The organism is Mesorhizobium sp. C264A (assembly GCF_040324515.1).
Classification (GTDB): Bacteria; Pseudomonadota; Alphaproteobacteria; order Rhizobiales; family Rhizobiaceae; genus Mesorhizobium.
The window spans coordinates 3,624,030-3,650,060 of the sequence record NZ_JAMYVY010000001.1 but is presented as its reverse complement, the minus strand read 5'-3'; the positions used below and the strand labels follow the sequence as shown (position 1 = coordinate 3,650,060).

General features: G+C 63.4%; 24 protein-coding genes. 12 read left to right on the top strand and 12 right to left on the bottom strand.

Translation table 11 applies throughout. The features are described 5' to 3' along the window. Positions 1–17 precede the first annotated feature (17 nt). A complete protein-coding gene (locus tag NKL04_RS17915; RefSeq protein WP_023667818.1) occupies positions 18–1,037 on the top strand; it encodes an NAD-dependent epimerase in 1,020 nt (339 codons plus the stop codon). Positions 1,038–1,107: 70 nt separating this feature from the next. Here the strand turns inward: NKL04_RS17915 and NKL04_RS17910 are convergent, their stop codons facing one another. Beyond that, positions 1,108–2,004, bottom strand: coding sequence for an AraC family transcriptional regulator (locus NKL04_RS17910; protein ID WP_023667819.1), 897 nt, complete (start codon positions 2,002–2,004; stop codon positions 1,108–1,110). 147 nt (positions 2,005–2,151) lie between these two features. Between NKL04_RS17910 and NKL04_RS17905 the strand changes: the two genes are divergently transcribed. Continuing rightward, entirely contained in the window at positions 2,152–2,877 is a 726-nt protein-coding gene (locus tag NKL04_RS17905) for an SDR family oxidoreductase (protein WP_023682721.1), read from the top strand. Between the two features lie 86 nt (positions 2,878–2,963). On the opposite strand, the gene NKL04_RS17900 is transcribed toward NKL04_RS17905, so the two are convergent. The 3 genes from NKL04_RS17900 to NKL04_RS17890 form a co-directional block, all read right to left on the bottom strand. Then, positions 2,964–3,194 (bottom strand): helix-turn-helix domain-containing protein, encoded by a 231-nt coding sequence (locus tag NKL04_RS17900; protein ID WP_023708113.1) that lies wholly within the window; start codon positions 3,192–3,194, stop codon positions 2,964–2,966. Positions 3,195–3,216: 22 nt separating this feature from the next. Further along, on the bottom strand, positions 3,217–3,963 hold the full coding sequence (locus NKL04_RS17895) for an IclR family transcriptional regulator (protein ID WP_023667822.1): 747 nt from the start codon (positions 3,961–3,963) through the stop codon (positions 3,217–3,219). Between the two features lie 266 nt (positions 3,964–4,229). Continuing rightward, positions 4,230–5,099, bottom strand: a complete 870-nt coding sequence (locus tag NKL04_RS17890; RefSeq protein WP_023699850.1) for a helix-turn-helix domain-containing protein — start codon at positions 5,097–5,099, stop codon at positions 4,230–4,232. Between the two features lie 92 nt (positions 5,100–5,191). On the opposite strand from NKL04_RS17890, the gene NKL04_RS17885 reads away from it, so the two are divergent. Continuing rightward, a complete protein-coding gene (locus NKL04_RS17885; protein WP_023699849.1) occupies positions 5,192–6,736 on the top strand; it encodes a 4-hydroxyphenylacetate 3-hydroxylase N-terminal domain-containing protein in 1,545 nt (514 codons plus the stop codon). A 6-nt stretch (positions 6,737–6,742) separates the two neighbouring features. After that, positions 6,743–7,252 (top strand): flavin reductase, encoded by a 510-nt coding sequence (locus NKL04_RS17880; protein WP_023699848.1) that lies wholly within the window; start codon positions 6,743–6,745, stop codon positions 7,250–7,252. A gap of 10 nt (positions 7,253–7,262) precedes the next feature. On the opposite strand, the gene hpaR is transcribed toward NKL04_RS17880, so the two are convergent. Then, positions 7,263–7,658, bottom strand: coding sequence for a homoprotocatechuate degradation operon regulator HpaR (gene hpaR, locus NKL04_RS17875; RefSeq protein ID WP_023695202.1), 396 nt, complete (start codon positions 7,656–7,658; stop codon positions 7,263–7,265). 201 nt (positions 7,659–7,859) lie between these two features. Here hpaR and NKL04_RS17870 point away from each other — a divergent pair, with 201 nt between their 5' ends. From NKL04_RS17870 to hpaH, 5 genes are read left to right on the top strand one after another with little or no spacing between them, the layout of a single operon-like run. Next, positions 7,860–8,246: a 5-carboxymethyl-2-hydroxymuconate Delta-isomerase gene (locus tag NKL04_RS17870; RefSeq protein WP_023695203.1), complete on the top strand. Its 387-nt coding sequence runs from the start codon at positions 7,860–7,862 to the stop codon at positions 8,244–8,246. An 11-nt stretch (positions 8,247–8,257) separates the two neighbouring features. After that, entirely contained in the window at positions 8,258–9,775 is a 1,518-nt protein-coding gene (hpaE, locus tag NKL04_RS17865) for a 5-carboxymethyl-2-hydroxymuconate semialdehyde dehydrogenase (RefSeq protein ID WP_031209034.1), read from the top strand. A gap of 14 nt (positions 9,776–9,789) precedes the next feature. Further along, positions 9,790–10,770, top strand: coding sequence for a 3,4-dihydroxyphenylacetate 2,3-dioxygenase (gene hpaD, locus NKL04_RS17860; protein ID WP_023699846.1), 981 nt, complete (start codon positions 9,790–9,792; stop codon positions 10,768–10,770). Positions 10,771–10,799: 29 nt separating this feature from the next. Next, complete coding sequence (locus tag NKL04_RS17855) at positions 10,800–11,675, top strand: fumarylacetoacetate hydrolase family protein (protein ID WP_023735687.1); 876 nt, start codon at positions 10,800–10,802, stop codon at positions 11,673–11,675. Continuing rightward, entirely contained in the window at positions 11,672–12,478 is an 807-nt protein-coding gene (gene hpaH, locus NKL04_RS17850; protein ID WP_023699845.1) for a 2-oxo-hept-4-ene-1,7-dioate hydratase, read from the top strand. The genes NKL04_RS17855 and hpaH overlap by 4 nt, the downstream gene beginning before the upstream one ends. A gap of 17 nt (positions 12,479–12,495) precedes the next feature. Here hpaH and NKL04_RS17845 read toward each other — a convergent pair whose 3' ends face one another. The 6 genes from NKL04_RS17845 to NKL04_RS17820 are packed head-to-tail and all read right to left on the bottom strand — an operon-like array spanning position 12,496 to position 18,947. Continuing rightward, positions 12,496–13,527 carry a phosphotransferase enzyme family protein gene (locus NKL04_RS17845; RefSeq protein WP_023699844.1) on the bottom strand — a complete coding sequence of 344 codons (1,032 nt, stop codon included), beginning with the start codon at positions 13,525–13,527 and terminating at the stop codon, positions 12,496–12,498. Beyond that, a complete protein-coding gene (locus tag NKL04_RS17840) occupies positions 13,524–14,831 on the bottom strand; it encodes an aminotransferase class III-fold pyridoxal phosphate-dependent enzyme (RefSeq protein WP_023699843.1) in 1,308 nt (435 codons plus the stop codon). The genes NKL04_RS17845 and NKL04_RS17840 overlap by 4 nt, the downstream gene beginning before the upstream one ends. Before the next feature lie 30 nt (positions 14,832–14,861). After that, on the bottom strand, positions 14,862–16,214 hold the full coding sequence (locus NKL04_RS17835; RefSeq protein ID WP_352723907.1) for an aminotransferase class III-fold pyridoxal phosphate-dependent enzyme: 1,353 nt from the start codon (positions 16,212–16,214) through the stop codon (positions 14,862–14,864). Positions 16,215–16,234: 20 nt separating this feature from the next. Continuing rightward, on the bottom strand, positions 16,235–16,897 hold the full coding sequence (locus tag NKL04_RS17830; RefSeq protein WP_023699840.1) for an HAD family hydrolase: 663 nt from the start codon (positions 16,895–16,897) through the stop codon (positions 16,235–16,237). Further along, positions 16,894–18,177 carry a Tm-1-like ATP-binding domain-containing protein gene (locus tag NKL04_RS17825; RefSeq protein WP_031209030.1) on the bottom strand — a complete coding sequence of 428 codons (1,284 nt, stop codon included), beginning with the start codon at positions 18,175–18,177 and terminating at the stop codon, positions 16,894–16,896. Before NKL04_RS17825 ends, NKL04_RS17830 begins: the two co-directional genes overlap by 4 nt. Next, a complete protein-coding gene (locus tag NKL04_RS17820; RefSeq protein WP_023699838.1) occupies positions 18,177–18,947 on the bottom strand; it encodes an IclR family transcriptional regulator in 771 nt (256 codons plus the stop codon). Before NKL04_RS17820 ends, NKL04_RS17825 begins: the two co-directional genes overlap by 1 nt. A gap of 166 nt (positions 18,948–19,113) precedes the next feature. Between NKL04_RS17820 and NKL04_RS17815 the strand changes: the two genes are divergently transcribed. The 3 genes from NKL04_RS17815 (at position 19,114) to NKL04_RS17805 (ending at position 23,303) form a co-directional block, all read left to right on the top strand. Next, positions 19,114–20,562 (top strand): APC family permease, encoded by a 1,449-nt coding sequence (locus NKL04_RS17815; RefSeq protein WP_023699837.1) that lies wholly within the window; start codon positions 19,114–19,116, stop codon positions 20,560–20,562. A 63-nt stretch (positions 20,563–20,625) separates the two neighbouring features. Next, a complete protein-coding gene (locus tag NKL04_RS17810) occupies positions 20,626–21,819 on the top strand; it encodes a cytochrome P450 (RefSeq protein WP_023699836.1) in 1,194 nt (397 codons plus the stop codon). Beyond that, a complete protein-coding gene (locus NKL04_RS17805) occupies positions 21,816–23,303 on the top strand; it encodes an aldehyde dehydrogenase (RefSeq protein ID WP_023699835.1) in 1,488 nt (495 codons plus the stop codon). The genes NKL04_RS17810 and NKL04_RS17805 overlap by 4 nt, the downstream gene beginning before the upstream one ends. Before the next feature lie 177 nt (positions 23,304–23,480). Here NKL04_RS17805 and NKL04_RS17800 read toward each other — a convergent pair whose 3' ends face one another. Then, positions 23,481–25,769 carry a mechanosensitive ion channel family protein gene (locus tag NKL04_RS17800; protein WP_245266055.1) on the bottom strand — a complete coding sequence of 763 codons (2,289 nt, stop codon included), beginning with the start codon at positions 25,767–25,769 and terminating at the stop codon, positions 23,481–23,483. Positions 25,770–26,031 lie beyond the last annotated feature (262 nt).

Here is a 26,031-nt window from a genome sequence, read left to right as displayed (position 1 = left end):
TAACGCTAGGATATGCAGTGACATCAAGCAGGCCGATACTGATCACCGGCGCAGCCGGGTTCATAGGGTTTCATCTTTGCCTGAGGCTGCTTGCCGAAGGAGGCCAGGTTATCGGCCTCGACTCCATGAACGAGTATTATGACGTCAGCCTGAAGCAGGCTCGTCTCGAGCGGCTGAAAGCGTTTTCGAATTTTTGTTTCGAGCATGCCGATCTCACGGAGCGGGACCGTATTTCGGAGCTCTTCCTTTCGGCCGCGCCGGAGGTTGTCGTCAATCTCGCGGCGCAAGCCGGCGTACGCTATTCGATCAGCAATCCGCACGCCTATGTGGAAAGCAACCTCAGCGGCTTTGTCAACATCCTGGAAGGATGCCGGCAGGCGTCCGTCGGCCATCTGGTCTATGCATCGTCGAGTTCGATTTATGGCGGCAGCACCCGCATGCCGTTTTCCGTGCACGATCCGGCGGACCATCCGCTCAGCCTTTACGCCGCAAGCAAGAAGGCGAACGAGCTGATGGCGCACACATACAGCCATCTGTTTGGACTGCCGACCACCGGGCTGCGTTTTTTCACCGTCTATGGTCCGTGGGGGCGGCCGGACATGGCGCTGTTCATCTTCGCCAAGGCTATCCTCGCCGGCGAGCCGATCGAGGTCTTCAACTATGGCAACATGCAGCGGGATTTCACCTATATCGACGACATTGTCGAAGGTATTATCCGCGTCATGCAGCAACCCGCGACACCCAATCCTGAGTGGAAAAGTGTCGCGCCAGACCCAGCGACCAGCAACGCCCCGTTCAGGATTCACAACATCGGCGGCAATTCGCCCGTTCAACTGAACCGATTGATCGAGGTGCTCGAAGACGCGCTGGGACGCAAGGCAAACCGCAACCTCAGGCCACTTCAGCCAGGCGACGTTCCGGCAACTTTCGCCAATGTCAGCTCGCTCGAGGAGGCGACCGGCTTCAAGCCCAAAATCCCGATCGAAATAGGGGTTCCGCGCTTTGTCGAATGGTACCGGGAGTTCTACCGAGCATGATCGGACGCTTCGCCACCTGGAGGCGGCTGGCTCCTGACCAGCCATGGCTGGCGCATGCCGCTCGGAAAACTCAATAAGCCGCAGCCGAACTGGGTGTTGCCTGAAGGCGGTCAATATCTTTCCGGGGCGGCGCACCGAACAGGCGACGATATTCTCGGCTGAACTGCGAAGGGCTGTCATAGCCCACCGCGAACCCGGCCGTGCCTGCGTTTGCGCCGCCGGCAAGCATAATCCTTCGCGCCTCCTGCAGGCGCAGCTGCTTCTGGTATTCGAGCGGGGTCATGCGCGTAATCGCCTTGAAATGGGCATGAAGGGACGACGCGCTCATGCCTGATGCCGCCGCAATCTCTTCGATGCGCAGTTGTGCCTGGAAATGATTGCGGATCGTGGCGATGGCGCGGCTGACCTGGTTCAGGTGGCTGTCCACCGACGCCATCTGGCGAAGCGTGTCACCGTGCGGTCCGGTGAGGAGCCGGTAAAGGATTTCGCGTTCGATCAGCGGCGCCAGCACGGTGACGCTCTCGGGGCGATCGAGCAGCCTGACAAGCCGACAGGCGGCATCAATCAGGTCGGGGTCACTTGGATAGGCAGCTAACACCGGCAGATCCCTGCTGGGGGATGCACGTCCTTCTTTCACAAGCAGTTCGGCCAGCGCGGTGGAATCAAAATCTATCTTGCAACAGAGGTAGGGCGCCGCCGGGCTCGCCTCCAACACATGCCCGACCAGCGGCAGGTCGACCGAGACGAGCAGGTAGCTCGATGCGTCATAGACCACGCTCTGGTCGGCCAGCGAGACGCGCTTCGATCCTTGGGCGATTATGCAAAGCGACGCCTCGTAGACCGCAGGCACGGGTGCACTGGGCTGGTTGGCGCGAATGAGCGACAGCCGCGGCACCGCAGTGCCGGCCATGCCAGATTTCGGCGCAAAGCGGGTGATCAGCTCGGCGAGTTCATTGATTTTCTCCATGCCGCATAAATCTTCATGGCGCGAAATGTTGCAAGGCATTTCGAGTTCATTTGGAGGATCGTGCAAACTCTTTGGACGATCACGCTACCGGCCTTTGCCGGTTCGCGCCATCTATCTCCCCGTCACCGCAGCGAAAAAGGAACGATCATGACGGGACTTAAAGACAAGGTTGTACTCATCACCGGCGCCTCCAGCGGCATCGGCGAAGCGACGGTTCGGGAACTTGCCGGTGCCGGCGCCAGACTGTTCATCGGGGCCCGCCGCACCGAGCGGCTCAAGGCGCTGGCCGCAGAAATAGGCAAAGGCGTCGCGTGGCGCGAACTCGACGTGACTGACGCGGCGAATTTCGACGCCTTTGCCGATGCCGCTCATGCCGAATTCGGGCAGATCGATGTGCTGGTCAACAATGCCGGCGTCATGCCGCTGTCGCCGCTTGCCGCGCTGAAGCGCGATGAGTGGTCTCGCATGATCAATGTCAACATCGGCGGCGTGCTGAACGGGATCGCCGCGGTGCTGCCGCGCTTCGTCGCCCAGAAGAATGGGCATATAGTCAATGTCGCCTCGGTCGGCGCGCATATCGTGCTGCCCACCGCGGCGGTCTATTGCGGCACGAAATATGCCGTCTGGGCAATCACGGAGGGGCTGCGGCAGGAGCATGACGACATCCGCGCCACGATCATCTCCCCCGGAGTGACCGCAACCGAACTGGGCGACGATATCAGCGATCCTCAGGTCGCCACGGCTCTGAAAGAATGGCGGCAGAAGTCGCTCACACCGGACGCCATTGCACGGGCGATCCGTTTTGCGCTTGATCAACCCGATGGCGTCGACGTCAACGAAGTGATCGTGCGGCCAACCGCTGCCAATATGTAGAACTTGCTGCCGGATGCCGGCTTTCGGCGAGCTACGGCGCTCTCCAAGATCCGGCAAACGGCCCACCCCTTAATGCACCACCGCCCTCAGCCTCTGGCGCAACTCCCGCGGGCCACATCGTACCGGCTCTCGAACGCGCGCGAAAAATGCGCACTCGAATTGAACCCGCAGGCAAAGGCGATTTCCGAGATCGTGGGCGACGCGCGGGCGGGCGACAACAATTCTTCCTTGCTGCGCTCCAGCCGCCTGTCCCAGACGAAGCGTTCCGGTCTCGCGGCAAGGCCGGTGCGCCGCTGGGAACTTAACCCGCTAATCATCTCCCCTGCGACGGTAGAGATGTCAGGCTTCGCCGGCCAGGCGCGCTGAAATCAGCCGCGCCGCCTGGATCACCGCTTCGCCCTGGCTGGCTGCCATGCTGTCATCGGCGCGTGACACAGGCGAGGCCACCGCGAGCGCACCGAGAGGACGCCCATCGGAGCCGAGGATTGCCGCGGCTATGCTGTGCACGCCTTCTTCATAGCCTTGGGAGCTCGAGGAATAGCCGCGCTTGGCGGCAAGCCGGATCGCCTTCATCAGCCTTTCGGGCTGCGTCACCGTGTGTGGCGTGAAGGTCGGCAACGGCTTGTCGACATAGGCCTCGGCCGCTTCCCGAGGCGAAGCGGCGAGAAAGGCGATGCCGGAGGCGGTGCCGTGCAAGGGCAGCACCTGGCCGACATCGACATTGACCCGGTTGGCCTTTGCCGAGAGCTCGACATGGACCGTCAGCAGTGCGCCGGCGCTGAATTCCGACAGATGCACCGTCTCGCCGGTTTCCAGCGCCAGCTCGCGAACCACAGGTGCTGCCACGCGCACGAAGGGAAAATGCGCGTCGCGAAAGCGGGCCAGCCGCGACAGGCCGGCGCCGAGCCGGTAGCGGCGGCTTGCCGGCTCTTGTTCGATCAGGCGGTGGTCGGCCAGCGCCATCAGCAGGCGCCGCGCCGTTGCCTTGTCGAGGCCGGTTTTGCGGGCGAGCTCGGACAGGCCGATCTCCGGTTCGCCGAGCGTGAACTGCTCCAACAGCGATATCGCTTTGCCGACTGTGCTCATCGTGCATCCTCAAGATACTTCGCATGGGACGGAAGCCAATCCACCTTGCAGTCCGCTCATAGCACGTAAATTGGTGGTTCAAATAACGAACCGTTTGGAAGCGACAAAAAACACCAGCAAGTTTCGCGGCGACATCAATCTCGATGCGCCGCGCCGTGCGGGGTGATGCTGCGCGGCAACACCTATCAACAGGTGGATCAACTCGGCGGCGCCGTGCCTGGCCGGCGTGTCGGCCCAAACGCCTGATCCTGGCCGGCGCGGAAGCTTCAACTCTGCCCCAGCTGCGCGCGGCGCCAGGCGGCGGGCGCCTGGCCAACCCGCTCCCGAAAGAAGCGTGAGAAATAGGCCGGATCTTCGAAGCCGATTTCGTAGGCGATGTCCTCGACGGTGCGCACGGTGAACAGCAGCAACCGCTTGGCCTCCAGCAACCGTCGCTCGCCCATGAGCCGCTTGACGCCGCTGCCAAGCACCGTATGGGCGGCCTTGTCGAGAAGATGCGGTGTCGTGGCCAGCGCCCCGACGTAGCGGTCGACGGGCCAGTTGTCGCGGAAATGCGCATCGACCAGACGGCGCAAGCCGCGCGCCAATGCAGCATCGGAAGAACCGGTGGCATCCTTCACCTCGGGACCAAGGCGCGCGATGTGCGAGAGCGCGACGGCGATCAGCGCCGGCAGGGTCTTGTCACTGCCGGCCTGCGCCTCGGCATATTCGGCGGCGATCATCTCCAGCACCGCCGCCAGCCTTTTCCACGCGACGTGCTGAGGAAGGCTATCGGCAAAGACCGGCCGGTCCAATGGCAGCAGGCTGTGAGCGGCTATTGCCGCAAGCGCATCATCGGCGACCGAAACGACGATGGCGTCGGTGCCGGGCCCGATCGAGAAGCCATGCACGATGGTGCTCGGCACGAAGCTGACGGCCGGTGCCGAAAAGTCCCAGGATTGGTCTTCGATGCGGTAGGTGCCGGAGCCGCTGGTCCAGTAGGTGATCTGGCCCATTTGCGGATGCTTGTGCGCGGCAACCTGGCCGAGATGAATGTTGCTGCGCGCAAGCACCGTCTCGACATGCAGGAAGCCGACATCAAGCGGCCGCACCGGCTCGCCATAGACAAAGAAATCAGGAATGGAATTGAGGCTCATGGCGCCGGAAAAAGTCCAATCGGTTTTGCCGTTACGTCCTAACCGATCCTTGCCAGGAGCGCTAGAGTTGATGCCATAAGTGGAGGAACATCATGCGATCGGAAGACTTTCGTGCCGACAATGGGCGCCCGTTCACCGGGGCCGAGTATCTGGAGAGCTTGCGCGACGGCCGCGAGGTCTACATCAACGGCGAGCGCATCGCCGATGTCACCACCCATCCGGCGATGCGCAATTCGGCGCGGTCGCTGGCGCGCCTCTATGATGCGCTGCACGATCCCAAGCGGCAGGGCACGCTGACCTCGCCTACCGATACCGGTTCGGGCGGCTACACCCACAAATATTTCCGCGTCGCCAAATCCTCCGGCGAACTCGCGGCCCAGCAGACCGCGATCGCCGAGTGGTCACGCATGTCCTATGGCTGGATGGGCCGCACGCCCGATTACAAGGCGGCACTGATGAACACGCTCGGCGCCAATGCCGACTGGTACGGCCCGTTCAAGGACAATGCGCTCGCCTGGCACAAGCGTGCGCAGGAAGCCGTGCTGTTCATGAACCACGCCATCGTCAACCCGCCGATCGACCGCCACAAGCCGGCCGAACAGGTGAAGGATGTCTTCGTCCACATCACCAAGGAGACCGACGCCGGCATCTATGTCTCCGGCGCCAAGGTGGTGGCGACGTCCTCGGCGCTGACCCACTACAATTTCCTGGCGCAGAGTTCGGCGACGGTCACCGAAGATCCGTTGCTGTCGGTCATGTTCATCGTGCCGATGAATGCGCCGGGGGTAAAGATGTTCTGCCGCGCCTCCTATGAGCAGACGGCCAACACGGCGGCGGCTCCGTTCGACTATCCGTTGTCGTCGCGCTTCGACGAGAACGATGCCATCCTGGTGCTCGACAATGTCTTCATCCCCTGGGAGGACGTGCTGGTGCTGCGCGAGGCGCAGAAAATCCTGTCCTTCCATCCGGCTTCGGGCTTCATGCATGGCTATTGCTTCCAGGGCTGCACACGCTTTGCCGTCAAGCTCGACTTCCTCGCCGGCCTGCTGGCAAAGGCGCTGCGCGCCACCGGCGGCGATGCCTTCCGCGGCAACCAGGCGGCGCTGGGCGAGGTAATCGCGCTCAGGCACATGTTCTGGAGCTTTTCCAACGCCATGGCCTACAATCCGATCCCCTGGGCGAATGGCGCTGTCCTGCCCAACCTGGAAGCAGCCCTTGCCTACCGGACTTTCATGTCGGAAGCCTATCCGCGCGTCATCGACACGGTGCGCCGGGTGATCGCCTCCGGCTTGATCTACCTGCCGTCATCGGTGCGCGACTTCAACAATCCCGAGATCGACAAATACCTCGCGCAGTATGTGCGCGGTTCCAACGACATGGGCCATGTCGAGCGCATCAAGATCATGAAACTGTTGTGGGACGCGACCGGCACCGAGTTCGGCGGCCGCCACGCGCTCTACGAACTCAACTATGCCGGTGCGCCGGAAGAGGTGCGGCTGCAGGTGCTGAAGGGCGCCGAACGCGGCGGCCGGCTGAAGGCCATGGAAGAACTGGTCGATACCTGCATGGCCGACTATGACGAGAATGGCTGGACGGGAGATACCTGGCTCAATCCGCTCGCTTCATCGGCGGGGTGATGTCAGATGGCCACGCAGATTTCGAAGGCCGATTTCCGCGACGCCATGGCAAGGGTCTGCGCGCCGGTCAACATCGTCACGACAGATGGCCCGGCCGGGCGCGGCGGCTTCACCGCCACCGCCATGTGCAGTGTGTCGGACGAACCTCCGACACTGCTGGTGTGCATGAACGGCCGCTCGACGCAGGCGGCCATGTTTCTCGCCAACCGGCGCTTCTGCGTCAACGTGCTGACGCATGACCATATGCACCTGGCCGGCAAGTTCGCCGGGGCGACCAGGGACATGGAGGCGCGCTATTCGGCGGCGCGCTGGCAAACGCTGACCTCGGGGACGCCGGCGCTGTCGGACGCGATCGTCAATTTCGATTGCCAGATCGAGGATGTGCACATCGTCGGCACGCACAATGTCATGATCGGCCGCGTCATCGATGTCAGGCACGGCAGCGGCGGCTCGGCGCTGCTTTATGTCGACCGCAATTACACGCAGCCGACGCGGCTTGGCAGTTTTGGCGGCTGAGCGGGAGCAGTCAGTTCTCGCCGGCGATCAGGCTCTCCAGCAGATCGAGCAATTGCTCGAGCCTCTCATGTCCGAAGCGCTGTTCGATGTCGCGGTAGATGACGAGGCGTTCCGGCGACAAGGCATCGATCAGGGCGGAACCCGCCGGGGCGATCGTCAGCACGACACGGCGGCCATCGCCTTCCGCCTTGTTGCGGGTGATGAATTTTCGGCCCTCGAGCGTCTTGATGATGCGTGTCAGGCTGGGCGGCAGCACCGAAGCGCGATCGGCAAGTTCCGTCGCCTCGACAGGGCCGGCCTCGCTCAGAACGCGCAGCACACGCCATTGCTGTTCGGTCACGTCATGCGCCGCCAGCATAGGGCGAAACCGCGCCATCACCACTTCGCGGGCATGGAGCAGCGCCATCGGCAGAGAACGACGGGTGTTTTCAGGCAGCAAGAAGCAGCGTCCCCAATGATGCGGGCGGTCGGCGGGACCGCACGCCAAAACCTGACCTTTCCATCCCGTATCGTCGCCTCAACTTGGATGCAAGGCTTGACTTCAGTGATGCTGCATGTAATTAACGCGTTAACTACAACAGTGGAACAATCCGGGGAACGAGACGCGGTGCCTCACTTTTCCATCGAGTATTCGGCCAACCTCGATGCCAAGGTCGACATGAGCGAATTGTGCGCGCTGGTGTTGCGCACCGTGCTCGGCACCGGGCTGTTTGAAACCGGCGCGGTGCGGGTGCGGGCCTTCCGTGCGGAAGCCTATGCCATCGCCGACAGCCTGCCGGAAAACGCCTTTCTCGACATGTCGTTTCGCATTGGAACCGGCCGCAGTGCCGAGGACAAGAGACGAACCGGGGAGGCGGTCTTCTCCGCCGTGAGCGAATACCTCGCCCCCCTGTTCGAGACCCCGCATTTCGCTCTTTCCCTGGAGATCAGGGAAATCGATCCGGTCCTGAGCTGGAAGAAAAATGCAATCCACCCGCGACTGCGCGGCAAGTGACGGAAGCTGATATGTCCGACCTCGAAGGCAATCTGAAAAAGGCCGAGGCCTATCTGGCCCGTTTCAAGCGCGACGGCGTGCTGAACCAGATCGGCGGCGAAGCGGTGCCGGCGGTGGATGGCTCGACCTTCGAGAGCATGTCGCCGGTCGATCTCAAGCCGCTGGCCAAGGTCGCGCGTGGCAGTGCCGCCGATATCGACCGCGCCGCCAAGGCGGCAAAGGCGGCGTTCCCGGCCTGGGCCGCCATGCCGGGCGACGGGCGCAAGAAGCTGCTGCACAAGATAGCCGATGCGATCGAAGCGCGCGCCGAGGAGATCGCCTTCGTCGAGTGCATGGACACCGGCCAGGCGCTGAAATTCATGGCCAAGGCCGCGCTGCGCGGCGCCGAGAATTTCCGCTTCTTCGCCGACCGCGCGCCGGAAGCGCGCGACGGCGAGACGCTGCGCACGACAGGCCAGGTCAACATCACCACGCGCGTGCCGATCGGCCCGGTCGGCATCATCACGCCGTGGAACACGCCGTTCATGCTGTCGACATGGAAGATCGCGCCGGCGCTGGCGGCAGGCTGCACCGTCGTCCACAAGCCGGCCGAATTTTCGCCGCTGACCGCTCGCCTGCTGGTCGAGATCGCCGAGGAGGCCGGCCTGCCGAAAGGCGTGTGGAACCTGGTCAACGGCCTCGGCGAGCACGCCGGCAAGGCGCTGACCGAGCACCCTGACATCAAGGCGATCGGTTTTGTCGGTGAGAGCCGCACCGGCTCGATGATCATGAGACAGGGCGCCGATACGCTGAAGCGCGTGCATTTCGAACTGGGCGGGAAGAACCCGGTGATCGTCTTCGCCGACGCCGATCTCGAACGTGCGGCGGATGCGGCCGTGTTCATGATCTACTCGCTCAACGGCGAGCGCTGCACCTCATCGTCGCGGCTTCTGGTCGAAGCCTCGGTCTACGACACATTCACGGATCTGGTTGCGGAGAAGGCAAAGCGCATCAAGGTTGGCCATCCGCTCGATCCCAAAACGGTGGTTGGTCCGCTGATCCATCCGGTGCACGAGGAAAAGGTGCTTTCCTATATCGAGATCGGCAAATCGGAAGGCGCGGTGGTAGCCGCCGGCGGCGGCAAGTTCGCCGGTCCGGGCGGTGGCTGCTATGTCAGCCCGACGCTGTTTACCGGCGCCACCAACAGGATGCGCATTGCCCAGGAAGAGATTTTCGGGCCGGTGCTGACTGCCATTTCCTTCAAGGACGAGGCCGAAGCGCTGGCGCTGGCCAACGACACCCAATACGGCCTGACCGGCTATCTCTGGACGTCGGATGTTACCCGCGCCTTCCGCTTCACCGATGCGCTGGACGCCGGCATGATCTGGGTCAATTCGGAGAATGTGCGGCATTTGCCGACGCCGTTTGGCGGCGTCAAGAATTCCGGCATCGGCCGCGACGGCGGCGACCATTCCTTCGATTTCTACATGGAGACGAAGAACATCGCCTTCGCCACTTCAGCGCACGCGATCCAGAAACTCGGCGGCTGACCGGAGGACATCGGATGCCACTGCCCAAACCAAACCTCTATCCCGCCTTCAACATCGTGCGCCTCAGCCATGTCGAACTGGCGGTCACCGACCTTGCGAAATCCCGCGCCTTCTATGTCGACACGCTCGGCCTGCAGGTTACCGACGAGACATCGGACGCCATCTATCTAAGGGCCCTGGAAGAGCGCGGACACCACTGCATCGTGCTGAAGAAGGCCGGCAGCGCCGAAGTCCGCGATCTCGGCTTCAAGGTTTTTTCGGATGAGGATCTCGACAAGGCCGAGCATTTCTTCAAGGCAAAAGGCCTGCCGGTCGAGTGGGTCGAGCGACCGTACCAGTCGCGCACCTTCCGCACCCGCGACCCGCACGGCATTCCGCTCGAGTTCTTTGCCCAAATGGAAAGGCTGCCGCCGATTCATCAGAAATATGCGCTCTACAAGGGCGTGAAGCCGCTGCGCATCGACCACTTCAACTGCTTCTCGCCCAATGTCGACGAGTCCGTCGCCTTCTACAACGAGCTTGGCTTCCGCGTCACCGAATACACCGAGGATGCCAGTAGCGGAAAGCTGTGGGCGGCCTGGACGCACCGCAAGGGCGGCGTCCACGACATCGCCTTCACCAACGGTGTGGGTCCGCGCCTGCATCACGTCGCCTTTTGGGTGCCGACACCGCTCAACATCATCGACCTGCTCGACCTGATGGCGACGACCGGTTACCTCGCAAACATCGAGCGCGGCCCAGGCCGGCACGGCATTTCCAACGCCTTCTTCCTCTATGTTCGCGATCCCGACAATCACCGCATCGAGATCTACTGCTCGGACTATCAGACGGTGGATCCGGATCTTGAGCCGATCAAGTGGGACCTCAAGGACCCGCAGCGCCAGACGCTGTGGGGCGCGCCCGCGCCGAAAAGCTGGTTCGAGGAGGGTAGCATCTTTGCCGGCGCGGCCGCGCGCCAACCGGATTTGACGGCGTCGCCGATCATCGCACCGTGACCACAGACGCGAACCTGACGGAGACCGGGATGACTGCACATGGGCGGCTCGCCACCTTCACCGTCGGCGGCAAGACGCGCTATGGCGTGGTCACAGATAAGGGCGTCGTCGACCTGTCGGCGCGGCACAGCCAGTGGCCGACGCTGCGCGAAGTGATCGAGGCCGGCGTGCTACGGCGGCTGGCGGAAGAGGCCGAAGCCTACGCCGTCGATTTTCCAGTCGGCGCCATCGCTTATGAAATCCCTGTGCCGTCGCCGGAAAAGATCATCTGCGTCGGCGTCAACTACCCGGACCGCAACGAAGAGTACAAGGACGGCCAGGCCGCGCCTTCCAACCCGTCGCTGTTCATCCGCTTCCCCCGCTCCTTCGTCGGCCACGACGCGCCGCTGGTGCGGCCGCCGGAATCGCCCCAGCTGGACTATGAGGGCGAGATCGTCATCGTCATCGGCAAGGGTGGACGACGCATCGCCGAGAGGGATGCGCTTGACCATATCGCGGCACTATCCCTGTGCAACGAAGGCACCATTCGCGATTGGGTACGGCACGCCAAGTTCAACGTCACGCAGGGCAAGAATTTCGACCGCACCGGCTCGCTCGGTCCGTGGCTGGTGCCGTTCACCGACGAGGCGCAGATTGCCGACATCGCGCTGACCACCCGCGTCAATGGCGAATTGCGCCAGCAGGACCGCACCAGCCGGATGATCTTCTCGTTCCGCAAGATCATCGCCTATGTCTCCACCTTCACCACGCTGGTGCCAGGCGATATCATCGTCACCGGTACGCCGACCGGCGCCGGCGCCCGCTTCGACCCGCCGATCTGGCTGAAGCCGGGCGACGTGATCGAAGTCGAAGCCGACGGCATCGGCGTGCTCCGCAACGGCGTCGTCGACGAGGCAGCATCGTGACCCCCGAGCAAGTTGAAGATGCCGCGGCAAGGCTGTTCGAAGCCGAGCGTTCGCGCCGCCAGATCCGTCTGCTCAGCCTCGACTTTCCCGAGGCAACGATGGAGGACGCCTATCGCGTCCAGGCAGCGCTGGTGAAACGCAAGACCGATGCCGGGCTGACCCCGAAGGGCTGGAAGATCGGCCTGACATCGAAGGCGATGCAATATGCGCTCGCAATCGACACGCCGGATTCGGGCGTGCTGTTCGACGACATGTTCTTCAACGACGGCGCGACGATACCCGTCGGCCGCTTCATCCAGCCGCGCGTCGAGGCCGAGATAGCCTTCGTCATGAAGGCCCCGCTGAGGGGCCCAGGCGTGACCATCTTCGACGTGCTCAACGCCACCGATTATATCACGCCGGCGCTCGAAATCCTCGACACGCGCATCGAACGCGTCAATGCCGAGACAAAGAAGGCGCGCACTTTCTTCGATACGATTTCCGACAACGCCGCCAATGCCGGCATTGTCATCGGCGGCCGGCCGCAACGACCCGATGAAGCCGATATGCGCTGGATCGGCGCCATCGTCTCGCGCAATGCGGAGGTCGAGGAGACCGGGCTTGGCGCCGGCGTGCTCAACCATCCCGCGATGGGCATTGCCTGGCTGGCGGACAGGCTCGCCCGCTACGGCATGTCCATCGCGGCCGGCGAGGTGGTGCTGTCCGGATCGTTCGTGCGCCCGGTCGAGGCGCGGCCCGGCGATACGATCGTCGCCGACTTCGGCAGCTCGGGAACGGTCAGCATCCATTTCGCCAAGAGCTGATGGCTCTCATCGGCTCGTCAGTTGGGCTGTTCGCCGCGCAAGTAGTCAATCACCACATCGGCCGCGATGGTCGACATGCGCAAGCCGACATCCCTGGTGATGTCGCCTTCGACGCGGCTTTGCACCCAGCCAAGAAACGCGAAGGCACGCAAGGCGGCGAATAGAGGCAATGCGGCGATGTCCTGCGGGGTCAGCGCACGCTCTTGCTGGTAGCCGTCAAGCAAAGCGGTCTCGATCAGCGGGTAGATCGCCTCCTCGCGGTTCTGGTAGAGGGCGACGGCAAGGTCGTACATGTGCCAGCCATGGCCGCAATCGTCGAAATCGATGATGCGCACCGCGCTGTCATGGATGAGCACGTTTTCGCGCACCAGATCGGCGTGGATGATGCCGAAATTGCGCGCGCTGCGCTCATGTTGCGACAGCGCCTTCACTGCCTTGTCGCGCGCCTGCAAGACCAGCGCGCGGCGAGGACCATCGAGAAAGGGCGAGGTCTCGAACCGGCCCCAGACCGGGTTCGCACCGAAGAAGCCGTCGAAGTTCCAGGCATGGCGGGCGAAGCCCGCGGGCGGCGTCCACGAGGCAGTGACATTGTGCATATGGGCGATGGTCCGCCCGATCGCCGTGAAGATCTGGATCGACTGGTCGGCCGTGTAGACCAGTGGCACGCCGCGTGCGCCCACGGCGCGGCCCTCCAGCCAGCTCAGGCAATCGGCCTGCCGGGGCTGCGCCGAGGTGGCCGTGCTGACAAGCACGAACGGATCGCCGGCCTGTGTTGCGACGCAAGACGGCGTGGCGACGCCGGCGGATTGCAGGAAGCCCATCCATTGCAGTTCCGAACGCAGCGCGGCGTCCGTGTGGTAGCCGAGCCGGTGGATGCGCATGGCTGCCGGCTGGCCATCCGGCAGCCGCACGCGGAAGACGGCGTTCTCGCGGTGCTTCAGAAGTTCCGGCTCAGAGTTGCGGACGCCCCAATGTTCGAGCGCACGCCTGGCAAGCTCCGTGACATCGGCTGCCGTTTCGGGCTCGCATTGGGTGGAAACAGAATTCACGCCGGCACTCCGCCGACTTCGCCCAGCACCTCGTCCAGCAGGCCGATCAGGAAGTCGGCATTGTCGCGCGAGAACGGCATGGGCGGGCGGATCTTGAGCACATTGCCGTGGATGCCGGTCTTGCCCATCAGCACGCCGCGATGGCGCATGCGGTTGGCGACCTGCTCGGCAATGTCGGGCGCCGGTTCGCGCGTGTCGCGGTCGTGGACCAGCTCGGCGCCGAAGAACAGTCCGGCCCCCCTGACCTCGCCGATGCACTCATGCCGATCGGCCAGCGGGCGCAGCAGGCCAAGCGCATAGGCGCCGACGTCTTGCGCGTTGGCGACAAGGTTTTCCTGTTCGATGACGTCGAGGACGGCATTGGCGACCGCGCAGGAGACCGGGTTGCCGCCAAAGGTGTTGAAGTAGCGGAACGCGTCGCGGAAGGCCGCAAGTAACTCCTTGGTGGTGACCACGGCCGCGATCGGATGGCCATTGCCCATCGGCTTGCCCATGGTGACGATGTCGGGGACGAAGCCGGCGCGCTGATGGCCCCAGAAATGGCTGCCGGTGCGGCCGAAGCCGGGCTGCACTTCGTCGGCGATGACCAGACCACCGGCTTCGCGCACGGCCCCCAAGGCGTCGTCGAAAAATCCGGTGGGCAGAGCCGAGAAACCTTCATTGGCGAGCAGCGGACACAAGATGATGCCAGACAGGCCAATGCCGTCCTGTGCCAGCGAAGCGATCGCTTGACGCACGGCGTCGCCAAAGGCCTTGCCATTGGCCATCGCATCGGGATGGCGATAGCTGTCGGGGGCCGGCACCAGCCTGACATGGGGGGCGCGGCCGCGGATCGGAGGCATGCGCGTGCTGAGCTGCGAAACCGCCGCCGTGTTGCCATGATAGGTGGCGTCGGTGGCGATGATGCCCATATTGCCGGAGGCGGCCTGCGCCATGCGCAGCGCTATGTCGTTGGCCTCGCTGCCGGTACAGGTCAGGATTGCGGTGGCGAGGCTTGCATCGAAGGTCGCCGTCAGCCGCTCGACATAGTCGAGAATTGCGGTGTGCAGATAGCGTGTGTGGGTATTGAGCAGGCTTGCCTGACGGCACAAGGCCTCGACCACATGCGGGTGGCAATGGCCGACATGGGCGACGTTGTTGTAGGCATCGAGATACTTGCGGCCGTCGGCATCGTAGAGCCAGACGCCTTCGCCGCGCACCAGGTGCACGGGCTCGTCGTAGAACAATTGCGATTTCGCGCCGAGCAGGCGGGCACGCCGCTTGACGAGCGCTTCCTCGCTCGGGTTCTTCTCAGATTGGGTCATTGCGTACCAAACTCCATTGCGTCAGCGGGTCTACCAGGCCCTCGACAGACCTGCATCGATGGCCTCGCCGATCTTTGCCACGTCGGCGGCGCCGATGATCAGCGGCGGCGACAGGATGATGTTGTTGCCGGACACGCGCAGCATGACGCCGGCGTCATAAGTGGCTTCCGAAACCACGGCCATGGTCTTCTTGTCCACCGGCTTTTTCGTCGTGCGATCGGAGACCAGCTCTAGCGCAGCCATCAGGCCCTTGTACCTGATGTCGCCGACGATCGCGTGCTTGGCTTTTAGCCCCTCCAGCGTCGCCGCGAGCTCGATGCCGCGCGCGGCTGCGTTCTCGTCCAGGCGAAGCCGTTTGGTCTCGGCAAGTGCAGCCAGCCCTGCCGCGCAGCCGACAGGATGGCCGGAATAGGTATAGCCATGACCGATCGCCCCGAAGCTGGTCTTGTCGGCCTCGAAGACGTCGGCGACCTTGGCGCCGATCAAGGTGGCGCCGAGCGGGAAATAGCCCGAGGTGATCGCCTTGGCGATGGTCATGAAATCCGGCTTCACGCCGGATAGCCGCGAACCCGACCAGGCGCCGGTGCGACCGAAGCCCGTGACCACCTCGTCGGCGATCAGCAGGATTTCGTGGCGGTCGCATATCTCGCGCACCAGCGGCATGAAGCTGTCATGCGGAACGATGACGCCGCCGGCGCCGAGAACCGGCTCCATGATGAAGGCGGCAATGGTGTCGCCGCCCTGGAAGGCGATCTCATCCTCCAGCGCTTTGGCGCACAGTTTGGCCAGCCGCGCCGGATCGGTCTCATCGAACGGATTGCGGAAGGTCCAGGGTGCGGGAATGTGGAAGACGCCGGGCATAAGCGGCTCATAGTTGCGGCGGAAATTGGCGTTGCCGTTGACTGACGCGCCACCGAAATGGGTGCCGTGATAGCCCTTCTTCAGCGCGAGGAATTTTGTCCGGTCGCCCTGGCCGCGGATCTTCCAGTATTGGCGGGCGAGCCGCAGTGCGGTTTCGACCGAATCCGAGCCGCCCGAGGTGAAGAAGGTCCGCACCATGCCTTCCGGTTCGAACCATTCGCTGAGTTCGTAAGCGAGCTCGATCGACGGGCCGGTCGACGTGCCGCGAAACCCGGAATAGTAGGGCAGGGCGCTGAGCTGGTCGGCGATGGCCTTCTTGATCGGGTCGCAGGAGTAGCCGAGATTGACGTTCCACAGTCCGCCAACCGCATCGAGCACGGTGTTGCCGTCGATGTCGGTGACCATCACGCCTTCGCCTTTCATGATCACCTTTGGCGGGTTGGCCCGCATCTCGGCCGGGTGTGCCATCGGATGCCAGATCGGCTTGGCGTTTTTCTCGGTGAGGAAATTGATGTCGCGCATCGCAAGGCTCCGCAAATGTCTCAGGGGATGAGGTCGAAATGGCCGAGGGCCTCGGCATAGGAAAGTGCCGGCCGCGCGACGTCGAAATGAACGGTGCGCATGCCGGCGGCACGGCCGCCATCGACATTGCGCTGCTGGTCGTCAACGAACACACAGGCGCCGGCAGGCAGGCCGAGCGCCTCGGTCACCAAGGCATAGGCGCGCGGATCGGGCTTGAGGATGCGGGTATAGGTGGCGTCGACGATGGTGTCGAACAGCTCGAGCAGCGGCAGCCGCTGACGGAAGCCGGCGCCATAGAACAGATCTAGCTCGTTGGACAGGATCGCCAGGCGAAATCCCGCCGCATGCACGGTCCGGATGGCGCGGACGGCTTCGGGCCGCACGATCTTTTCCGGCTCGGCTCCGCGTGCGCGCTGGACGAATGTCTCCATCGCCTGCCAGTCCTCGCCGACGAGCCGGCCGACTTCGCTGGTGCGGGTGCGCCAATAATCGCGCTCGCTGATCTCGTCGGCCTGCATGGAGCGCCACAGCGGATCTGAATCCGGGTCGAACGGCCCGTGCCATTGCAGCGTTCCCGGCGCGAGGCCGAGCGCCTGTTCGGTCAAGGCATGGGTCTCGAAAAGGGTCCGGGTGACGACGCCGCCGAAATCGAGGACGAGCGCCTGGGCAGGAACAGCGCTCACGCAGCCACTCCCTTGGCCGGCATGCCGCGCGGGATGATGCCTTCCTCGACCCAGCGGTCGAAGATTTCGAGCGCCTTGCCGACGAACTCGTCGCTGTTGATGTGGGCGTCGATCTCGTGGAACTCGACGCCGGCGGGAATGGCCTTGCGCATCTCATCGGTGAACGCCGCGAGGGCTTCGGGTTCGTACAGCGGCTCGCCCTGCGCATCCCATTCCTGGATGCCGCCGGAGGGCAGGATGAAAGCGGAGCGCCCCTTCGACGCGCCGATCTTGGCGGCGATGGTCCTGGCGACTTCACGGCGGTCGTCGGCATCGACGGTGATCGAGGCGATCAACCTGTTATGAGCATGGAATGGCCGCTGCGCGAACTTTGTCGGCAGCGCCTGCCAGGTCGGCAAATCGACCATGTCTACGGCGCCAGGGGCTGCGATCTGCGGAATGCCGCGGGCGCCGGCATTCTCGAGCCGGTCGGCGCCGGAGCTGACGACCGAGCCGGCAAGATGATTGGTGATCTCCTGCAGGCTGAAGTCGAACACCGCGCAGAAATGGTCCTGGCTGGCGATCGATTCGAAGGCCCGGCCGCCCATCCCGGTGGTGTGAAAGACCGCGACATCATAGCCGCGCTGCTCCAACGCCGGCTTCAGCGTCTTCATATAGCGCAGGCAACTGCTGCCCAGAGAAGTCATGCCGATGGTCGGCCCGACCGCCGTGGCGGAAGCACGGGATGCAAGCACGATCCTCGCCGCACCGACGACCGCGCCGCAGGCCTGGGAAAGGACCAGCTTGCAGATGGTGTTGAGGCCGTAGAGCCCGCCTGCCCACAGGATCATCATCAGGTCGGGCGCGACACGCTCGGGCGGAATGAGGTGCGAGTAGGCGATGGTCGAGACGACGAATTTCGGCACGCCGAGCGGCAGGCACAGCGCGACATCGAGCGCCAAATCGGTTCCCATCGAACCACCGATGGCGATGAAGGCGTCGATCTCGCCGCGCTGATGAAGCTGGCGCACGAGCTGAACGGCGCCGACTGCCATCAATGTCATGGCGGTGTTTTCATCGCCGCTCGAGACGATTTCGGCCATCGTCACGCCAGCGGCCCGCGCAACGGCATGCTTGTCGTGATCGGGACTATAGGCGGGGTCGCCCAGCACGCTGACATCCATCATCACGGCGCGGCCACCCGATGCCTCGATGCACGCTTTCATGAACAGCAGTTCGTCGGTCTTGGTGTCGCCCGTGCCGATGACCAGGATGCGGGGCGTTGCCATACTTACAGACATCAGGCCTGCCTCCTCAGGGTTTGCAGGTTTTCGCCATTGAGGCGCATCGAAATCTCCCGTGCCGCGGTCACAACCGCAAGCCCTCGTTCCACGATCGCAGCCGGTGTCGTCCTGGCCTTCGGGGCTGCCACCGCAATTGTCCCCAGCGCAAGTCCGTTGGCGGCGCGGATTGCAGCCGCGACGCCGATCACGCCGTCCTCATGGCCCTGGTCGCAGATCGAATAGCCGCGGTCGCGCGCCTCGCCGATCGACTTTGAAATGGCGGCCGGCTCGACGAGGGTATGATCGGTAAAGGCCTCAAGCGAACCTGTCAGGCATGCTTTCACGGTCGCGTTGTCGGCGAAGGCGAGATAGGCGATGCCGGAGGCGGTGGAATGCAGCGGCAGAAGCTGGCCGACATCGATGTTCACCCGGTTTGCCCAGCTTGAATGCTCGACATGGACGGTGATCAGCCTGTCGACGCCGAATTCCGACAGATGCACCGTCTCGGTTGTCGAACCCGCCAGATCCTGCGCCACGGGAATTGCCGTTTGCAGGAACGGGAAGCAGGCTTCGCGGATACGCGCCAGCCGCGACAGGCCGGCGCCGAGGCGATAGTGCCGCGTGCCGGCATCCTGCTCGACGAAGCCATGGCCGCCCAGCGCCATCAGCAGCCGCCGCGTCGTCGCCTTGTCGAAGGCGCACCGCCGCGCGAGATCGGAAAGTCCGAGCTCGGGCTCGTCCGCCGTGAACAGCTCCAGAAGTGAAATCGCCTTGCCGACCGTACCCATCCTGCCTCCCGCTCGGATAGAAACTTAATGTGTGAATTAACTTGACAGGCATCCGCATTCTTTGCAAGTCTATATTCAAAATAAGGGTTCAAATAATGAACCGATGGCATTCAGGCAACAGGCCGAGCGGCCGCGAACCCAGGGGTTCGTAAGACTGGAGGGACAAATGTCAGCAGTTTCGGAACAGGTGCCCGCCAACAGGCTGCGCAAGAACAGTCTTGGCGTCGGCGCTATCACCTTCATGGTGATTTCGGCGGCGGCGCCGCTCACCGCGGTCGCCGGCGGCACGCCGCTCGGCATGCTTATGGGCAATGGGGCGGGCTTTGCCGGCACCTATCTTATCGTGACCGTGTTGCTGCTGCTGTTTGCGGTCGGCTACGTCGCCATGTCGCGCCATGTCGGCAATGCCGGCGCCTTCTATGCCTATGCCGCGCGCGGGCTGGGCGGTTTTGCCGGCGGCGCAACCGCAATCATCGCGATCCTGTCCTACAACGCCATGCAGATCGGGGTCATGGGCCTGCTGGGGGCCGCGACCGCCGGCCTGTTCGCCGGCTGGGGCATCGACCTGCCCTGGTGGGTGTGGAGCTTCATCGCCGTTGCCATCGTCGCGGTGTTGGGCTACCGCCAGGTCGACCTGTCGGCCAAGATCCTGACGGTGCTGGTGCTGTGCGAATACATCGTTGTGCTGGTGCTAGACCTCGCCATCCTCAAGACCGGTGGCGACAGTGGTCTCTCTGCGGCGCCGTTCAGCTGGAGCCAGATCGTCAGCGGCTCGCCCGCCATCGCCATCCTGTTCTGTTTCGCCGCCTTCATCGGTTTCGAGGCGACGACGATCTACGCCGAGGAAGCCCGCGACCCCAAGGTGACCATTCCGCGCGCCACCTATTTCTCCGTGCTGCTGATCGGCGTCTTCTACATGGTCACGGCCTGGCTGATGGCGGTCGGCGCCGGCGTCGACAAATTGTTGCCGGCACTGCAGGCGCTTCAGGATCCGACGACTTTCCTGTTCGGCCTGTCCGACCGCTACGCCGGAACCATGCTGTCGCACGCCATGGGCATCCTGTTCGTGTCGAGCCTGTTTGCCGGCGTGCTGGCGTTCCACAACGCGGTTGCCCGCTACATCTACGTCTCGGGCCGCGAGAAGCTGTTGCCTGAAGCGATCGGCGTGACGCATTCAGTGCACCAGAGCCCGCATGTCGCTTCCGTCATCCAGAGCGTGTTGGCAGCGATCGTCATCGGACTGTTCGCGATACTCGGCCTCGATCCGGTTCTGGCGCTGTTTTCCTGGCTGACCAATGTCGCGACGCTGGGAGTCATCGTCATGATGGCGGTGGCCTCGCTCGCCGTGGTGATGTACTTCCGCGCCAACCCGTCGACGCAGGAGAATGCGCTGAAGACCACCATCCTGCCTGGGCTGGCCTTCATCGCTTTCGTCGTCATCATCTACCTGATCGTCATTAATTTCGGTGGCCTGTCGGGCGCCAGCGGCTTCCTCGGCGCGTTGCTGCCGGGGTTGGTGCTGATTGCCGCGGTGGTCGGCCTGCTGCTTGCCGGTGCGTTGAAGAGCCGGGATCCGGTTGCCTTCGAAAATCTCGGCGTGCCGCTGAAGGACTAGGACAAAGGACAAGGGGGTAGCGCGTTCGGCGCCGCCCCTTTCCATCGCAAGGGAGTAACGGCGTTGAGCTTTGCCGAGAGCATCACCGTTGAGGCGCTGGAAGCCGATCCGTATCCGATCTATGCGAAACTGCGGCGCAGCGCGCCTGTCGCTTTCGTGCCGGCGGTCAATCTCTGGTTCGTCACCCGCTGGAAGGACGTCGAGACCGTCGCAAAGTCACCCGACATCTTCTCCGCCGTCGTCGGTACGTCTCCGGTCGAACGCTCGTTCGGCAAGCCGACCATCCTGACCACCGACGGCGAAACGCATAGACAGCTGCGCCAAGGCGTCGATCCGAAATACCGGCCGCGCACCGTCGCCGCCTATGCCGGCGATCTCGTACGGTCGATTGCCGAACCTTTTCTCGACCGGATCGCCGAACAAGGCTCCGCCGAGCTGATGGCGGATTATTTCGAGCCGGTGTCGACGCTCAGCCTGGCGCGCTCGCTTGGCCTTGCCGACATCGACATGCCGACGCTGCGCCGCTGGTTCTATGGCCTTGCGCAGGGCGCCATCAATTTCGAGAACGACCCGAAGCGGCAAGAGATCGCCGACGCGATCAGCGCCGAGGTCGGCGCAGCCATCCGGCCGACTCTGGATAGATTTGCGCGCGCACCCGACGACTCGGCGCTATCGCATATGCTGCATGACGGCATGCCGGAAGGCACGACGCGGCCGATCGATTTCTTGATGCCAAGCATCAAGGTCATTCTGCTTGGCGGCATGCAGGAGCCCGGACATGGTGCCGGTTCGATCCTCGCCGGCCTGCTTGCGCATCCCGAACAATTGCGGCAGGTGCTCGCCGATCCCGAGACCTTTGTGCCCAGGGCTGTCGATGAAGGCTTGCGCTGGGTGGCGCCGATCGGCACCCAGACGCGGCAGACGACGCGGGCGGTCGAGCTTGGCGGCGTAACCATCCCTGCCGGCGCCGCGGTCGCTGCACTTGTCTCCTCGGCAAGCCGCGACGAGAGCCGCTTTGCCGATCCAGACCGCTTCGACATCAACCGCAGGGAAGGCAATCATGCCGCCTTCGGCTTTGGTCATCATTTCTGTTCGGGCCGGTTTTTCGCGCGCGAGCAGATGTGCCTTGCATTAAGGCTGCTGCTCCTGCGCTTCCCCGATCTCAGCCTGGTGCCGGGCAAGGTGCCGGTGTTTCGCGGCTGGGAATTCCGCGCGCCAACCACGTTGTATGTTTCCCTGGGAGTCCGCCACCAATGATCAGCCAGAATGCCATCGACGCGCTGCGCAAGACGGAGATCGGCGAGCGGGGCTTGTTTATCGACGGCGTACAGGCCGCAGCGACGAGCGGCGCGACGCTGGCGGTGATTTCGCCGATCGACGGCCGCCCTTTTGCCAGCATCGCCGACGGCAATGCCGCCGACATCGATCGCGCGGTCCGATCGGCGCGAAAAGCATTCGAGAAGGGTTCATGGTCGCGCGCCGCCCCTGCCTTTCGCAAGAAGGTGCTGACGAAATTTGCCGAACTGATCGAAAAACATGTCGATGAGCTGGCGGTGCTTGGCGTGCGCGACAACGGCACCGAGATCGGCATGGCCTACAAGGCCGAGCCGCTGTCGGCGGCCGGCACCATCCGCTACTACGCCGAGGCGATCGACAAGGTCTATGGCGAGATCGCGCCGACGGCCGACAATGTGCTCGGGCTGATCCACAGGGAGCCACTCGGTGTCGTCGGCGTCATCGTGCCGTGGAACTTCCCGCTGATGATCGGCGCCTGGAAGATTGCGCCCGCACTGGCCACCGGCAACAGCGTCGTCGTCAAGCCGCCGGAGATCGCCTCGCTGACCTTGCTGCGGCTGGCCGAACTCGCAAGCGAGGCTGGACTTCCCGAAGGCGTGTTCAACGTCGTTACCGGGCATGGTGCTGTCGCCGGCGAAGCGCTTGGCCTCCACATGGATGTCGACGCCATCGCCTTTACCGGATCGGGGCCGGTCGGCCGGCGGCTGCTCGAATACTCCGCCCGTTCCAATTTGAAGCGGGTCTTCCTCGAGCTTGGCGGCAAGTCGCCCAACATCGTCTTTGCCGACGCTCCGGACCTGAAGCAGGCGGCGGTCGTCTCGGCCAACGGAATCTTTCGCAATTCAGGCCAGGTCTGCGTTGCCGGCTCGCGTCTGCTCGTGCAGTCGTCGGTCTATGATCGTTTCATGGACGAACTTGTCTCGGCAACCACGCTGCTGAAGGTCGGCGACCCGCTCGATCTCGCCAGCGATGTCGGTGCGGTATCGAGCGCCGAACAGCTGGACAAGAATCTCGGCTTCGTCGCCATGGCGCAAGCCGAAGGCGCCCGTCTCGTCGCCGGCGGCAAACGGATACTGACCGAGACCGGCGGCAGCTACATGGCGCCGACGATCTTCGAGAACGTGACGCAAGAGATGCAGCTGGCGCGCGAGGAGGTGTTCGGACCTGTGCTCGGCGTGATGCGTTTCGAGACCGAGGAGGAGGCGGTGCATCTCGCCAACTCCACCGTCTACGGACTTGCCTCGGCGGTGTGGACCGCCAATCTTTCCACGGCCCATCGCATGGTGCGCGCCATCAACGCCGGTGTCGTCCACGTCAACACCTATGGCGGAGCCGATATCACCGTGCCGCTTGGCGGCGTCAAGCAGTCCGGCTTCGGTCGCGACAAGTCGCTGCATGCGCTGGAAAAATATATCGACCTCAAGACCGCCTGGATTGCGCTTTGAGCCTCGCGGAAAGGCCAACGTATCTGCCCTTTTCGTTAAGCCTGGCCTCAGGAACGCCACGCTGGTGCTGGTTGGCGGCGATCGCGTCACCGCTATCGGCAGTTCCGACTAGCGTGGTGTCGTGGGTCCACGCCTCGCGCGGAAAGCCGTGTTGCGACCGGCCGGTATCACAGCGTCCTACTCCGTTGTGCTCGCTTTTTTTCTGCGCCGATTGGTGTGCGACTGGGCGACGGCCATTCGTAATTCAGGTGTGATCTCCAAAGGCGCATTCTCTGTCCCATGCGGGTCTTGCAGCCCCTGGACGTGGACGGTCGGGAATGGGAGTTCGATGCCCTGCTCCTTGAAGGCCTGGCGGAGGCGCAAAAAGAACCTGCCTTTCATGCTGAAGGCGCCTCCAGGTCTGGTCGTGACCTTGACCCTCAAGACGATGCCGTACTCGCCGAACTCCTGCACCCCCTGCATCTTGATCGGTTCGATCACCCAGTGTTTGAACTCCGGATCATCCGCCAGTTCCAGGCCAATTCGCTTGATCAGTTTGCGGGCGAAGTCGATATCGGTGTCATAGCCAACGGTGATGTTGAATTTGTCGGTGACCCAGTCACGGCTCTGGTTCTGCACGGCGCCGAGTTCACCGAAAGGTATCGTGAACAGCGGACCACGATGGTGGCGCAGCTTCACCGAGCGCAGCGAAAAGCTCTCCACCGTACCCCTGTAGCTGCCCGATGAAATGTATTCGCCGACACGGAAAGCATCGTCGAGCAGATAAAACACGCCAGAGATCACGTCCTTGACGATGGTTTGCGCGCCAAAACCCACGGCGACGCCGACGACGCCGGCGCCGGCGATCAGCGGGCCGATCTGGATTCCGATCGAAGCGAGCATCATCAGCACCGCCATCACGATGATCACTGCTAGCAGAATGTTCTGGATGATCGGCAACAGCGTGTGCAGCCGCGCCTGATGCGGATCGAGGGTGAGGATGTCCTCCTCGCCCATCACCGCTTGCGGTATCGCGACGCCCAGCTTTCGTTCGATCAGAGCTTTGATGATCGACCAGCCGAAATCGGCAGCAAGGGCAATGACCACGACGTTGATCAAGCCGCGCAATATGAGCATGGTGGTCGTATCGCTGCCGCGCATGGATTGCATGTCCAGGCCCAGTACGCGTGCGAGAAGGTAAGCCGCCGCGAGGATGAAAATCATCCGGATACCGCGATCGATGACAGCGATCGTCACCGCCGGGATCGTCGGCCGGCCCGCATCTTCCGAACCGGGCCGCAGGACGAAATTAACCCCGCGCTCTGTCAGCACAATTGCCAAAGGCAGGAAGAATGCGGTGAAGGTAAACCAGAAGAATGTGTAGAGGCCGGCAATGCGTTCGAGGAACAGAACGACGAAATAAGCCGTCAACAACCATGTCACTGCCGTGTGACCGCTGTGGCGCGCGCCGTCTCGCTGCGTTCTTGGCCGACGCCAAATGGCCAGCAGGAAGAGCAACAGCAATATGAAATCGGCGCCGACGGACAGGACCATCATTCCGTCCTGGTCTATGCCGAGACCCGGCAAGAGGACAAACGCGGCGGCGAAGAAGGCGAAAACGCCGACGATCCGGGGCAGCCAATAAGCCCAATGGTCAGCAGCTCCGTTGGTGATCGGCAGGGCACGAACCTCGATGGCGTGCTCGACCTCCATGAAAGAAGGGACGAGTGTGGCCATCACGTATAGGCGCACAGCCCACGTAAAGACCGCAGCCATCAGAAATGTCAGCACAATCTCGCGGATGAGCGCTGGCCAGTCGAACAGCATGAACGCACCGGCGCTGCCCAGCGCGAACGAGCCGATCATCATGCTGGAATAAAGCGTGCGGCCGCCGATCTTCTTGGCCCGCCCGATGGGCGTATCTCTGGGTTGCGCGATGATCCAAAGACGAAATGGACGGGTGAGCTTGTATATTGCCCAGGTGAGCGCCAGGCCGGCAGCGATAAAGATCGCAATCAGCACCAATATGCTGACGGGGCCCTTGCTGGACATATCGTCCATGGTATTGGCCCGGACGCGCGCGAACTGGTCCGGCAGCGAAGGCAAGGTTCGCACGATCTTTTCGATGTGATGCTTGATCCGATCGAGCGTCGAGGACGCCATAGTATTCATCTGGCCCGGTGCGGCCACGGCGTCGGCCGGCGGAGCGCTAGTCTCGGCAGGCGCTTCCGTCGATCCTGCGCCCTGATTTCGTTGCTCGGCCACCCAGGCCTTCACCGACGGATCGTCGAGAAGCTCGAACAGCTGTTTGACCTTGTCGGGCGTGACGGCGGCCGGTGCCTGGGCCTGTGCCGGACCAGCCAACAGGAGGGCGATGCCAAGGACGAGTGGCCCGGCTATCAGGACGAACATCGCCGTCAGGTTCCCGGGACGCCGTGCTGGGCGCGCCGGCTCCCTGGCCCCCAATCGTCGTTTCATGAGCAGCATCGTGCGGTAACCTTCCGGTCAGATCGGCGAGCAAGGACAGCTATGTCCGTCGTTGCCCCCACCTTTAACAAGCCGATGTTGCGGTGCAAGTCTCATCGCACCTAGACCGTTGGGTAGGGCACCAGGCGACCGGCAAGGCTGTCATCACCAGTGCCAGCGTTGCGCTGCATTCCTTGTCCCGACCACCTAGACCGGGTCGTTGTCGGTCGTCGGTTGCTCCGCGGCGGGAGCCTGTGACCATGCCGCATTGCACAATTTTGCG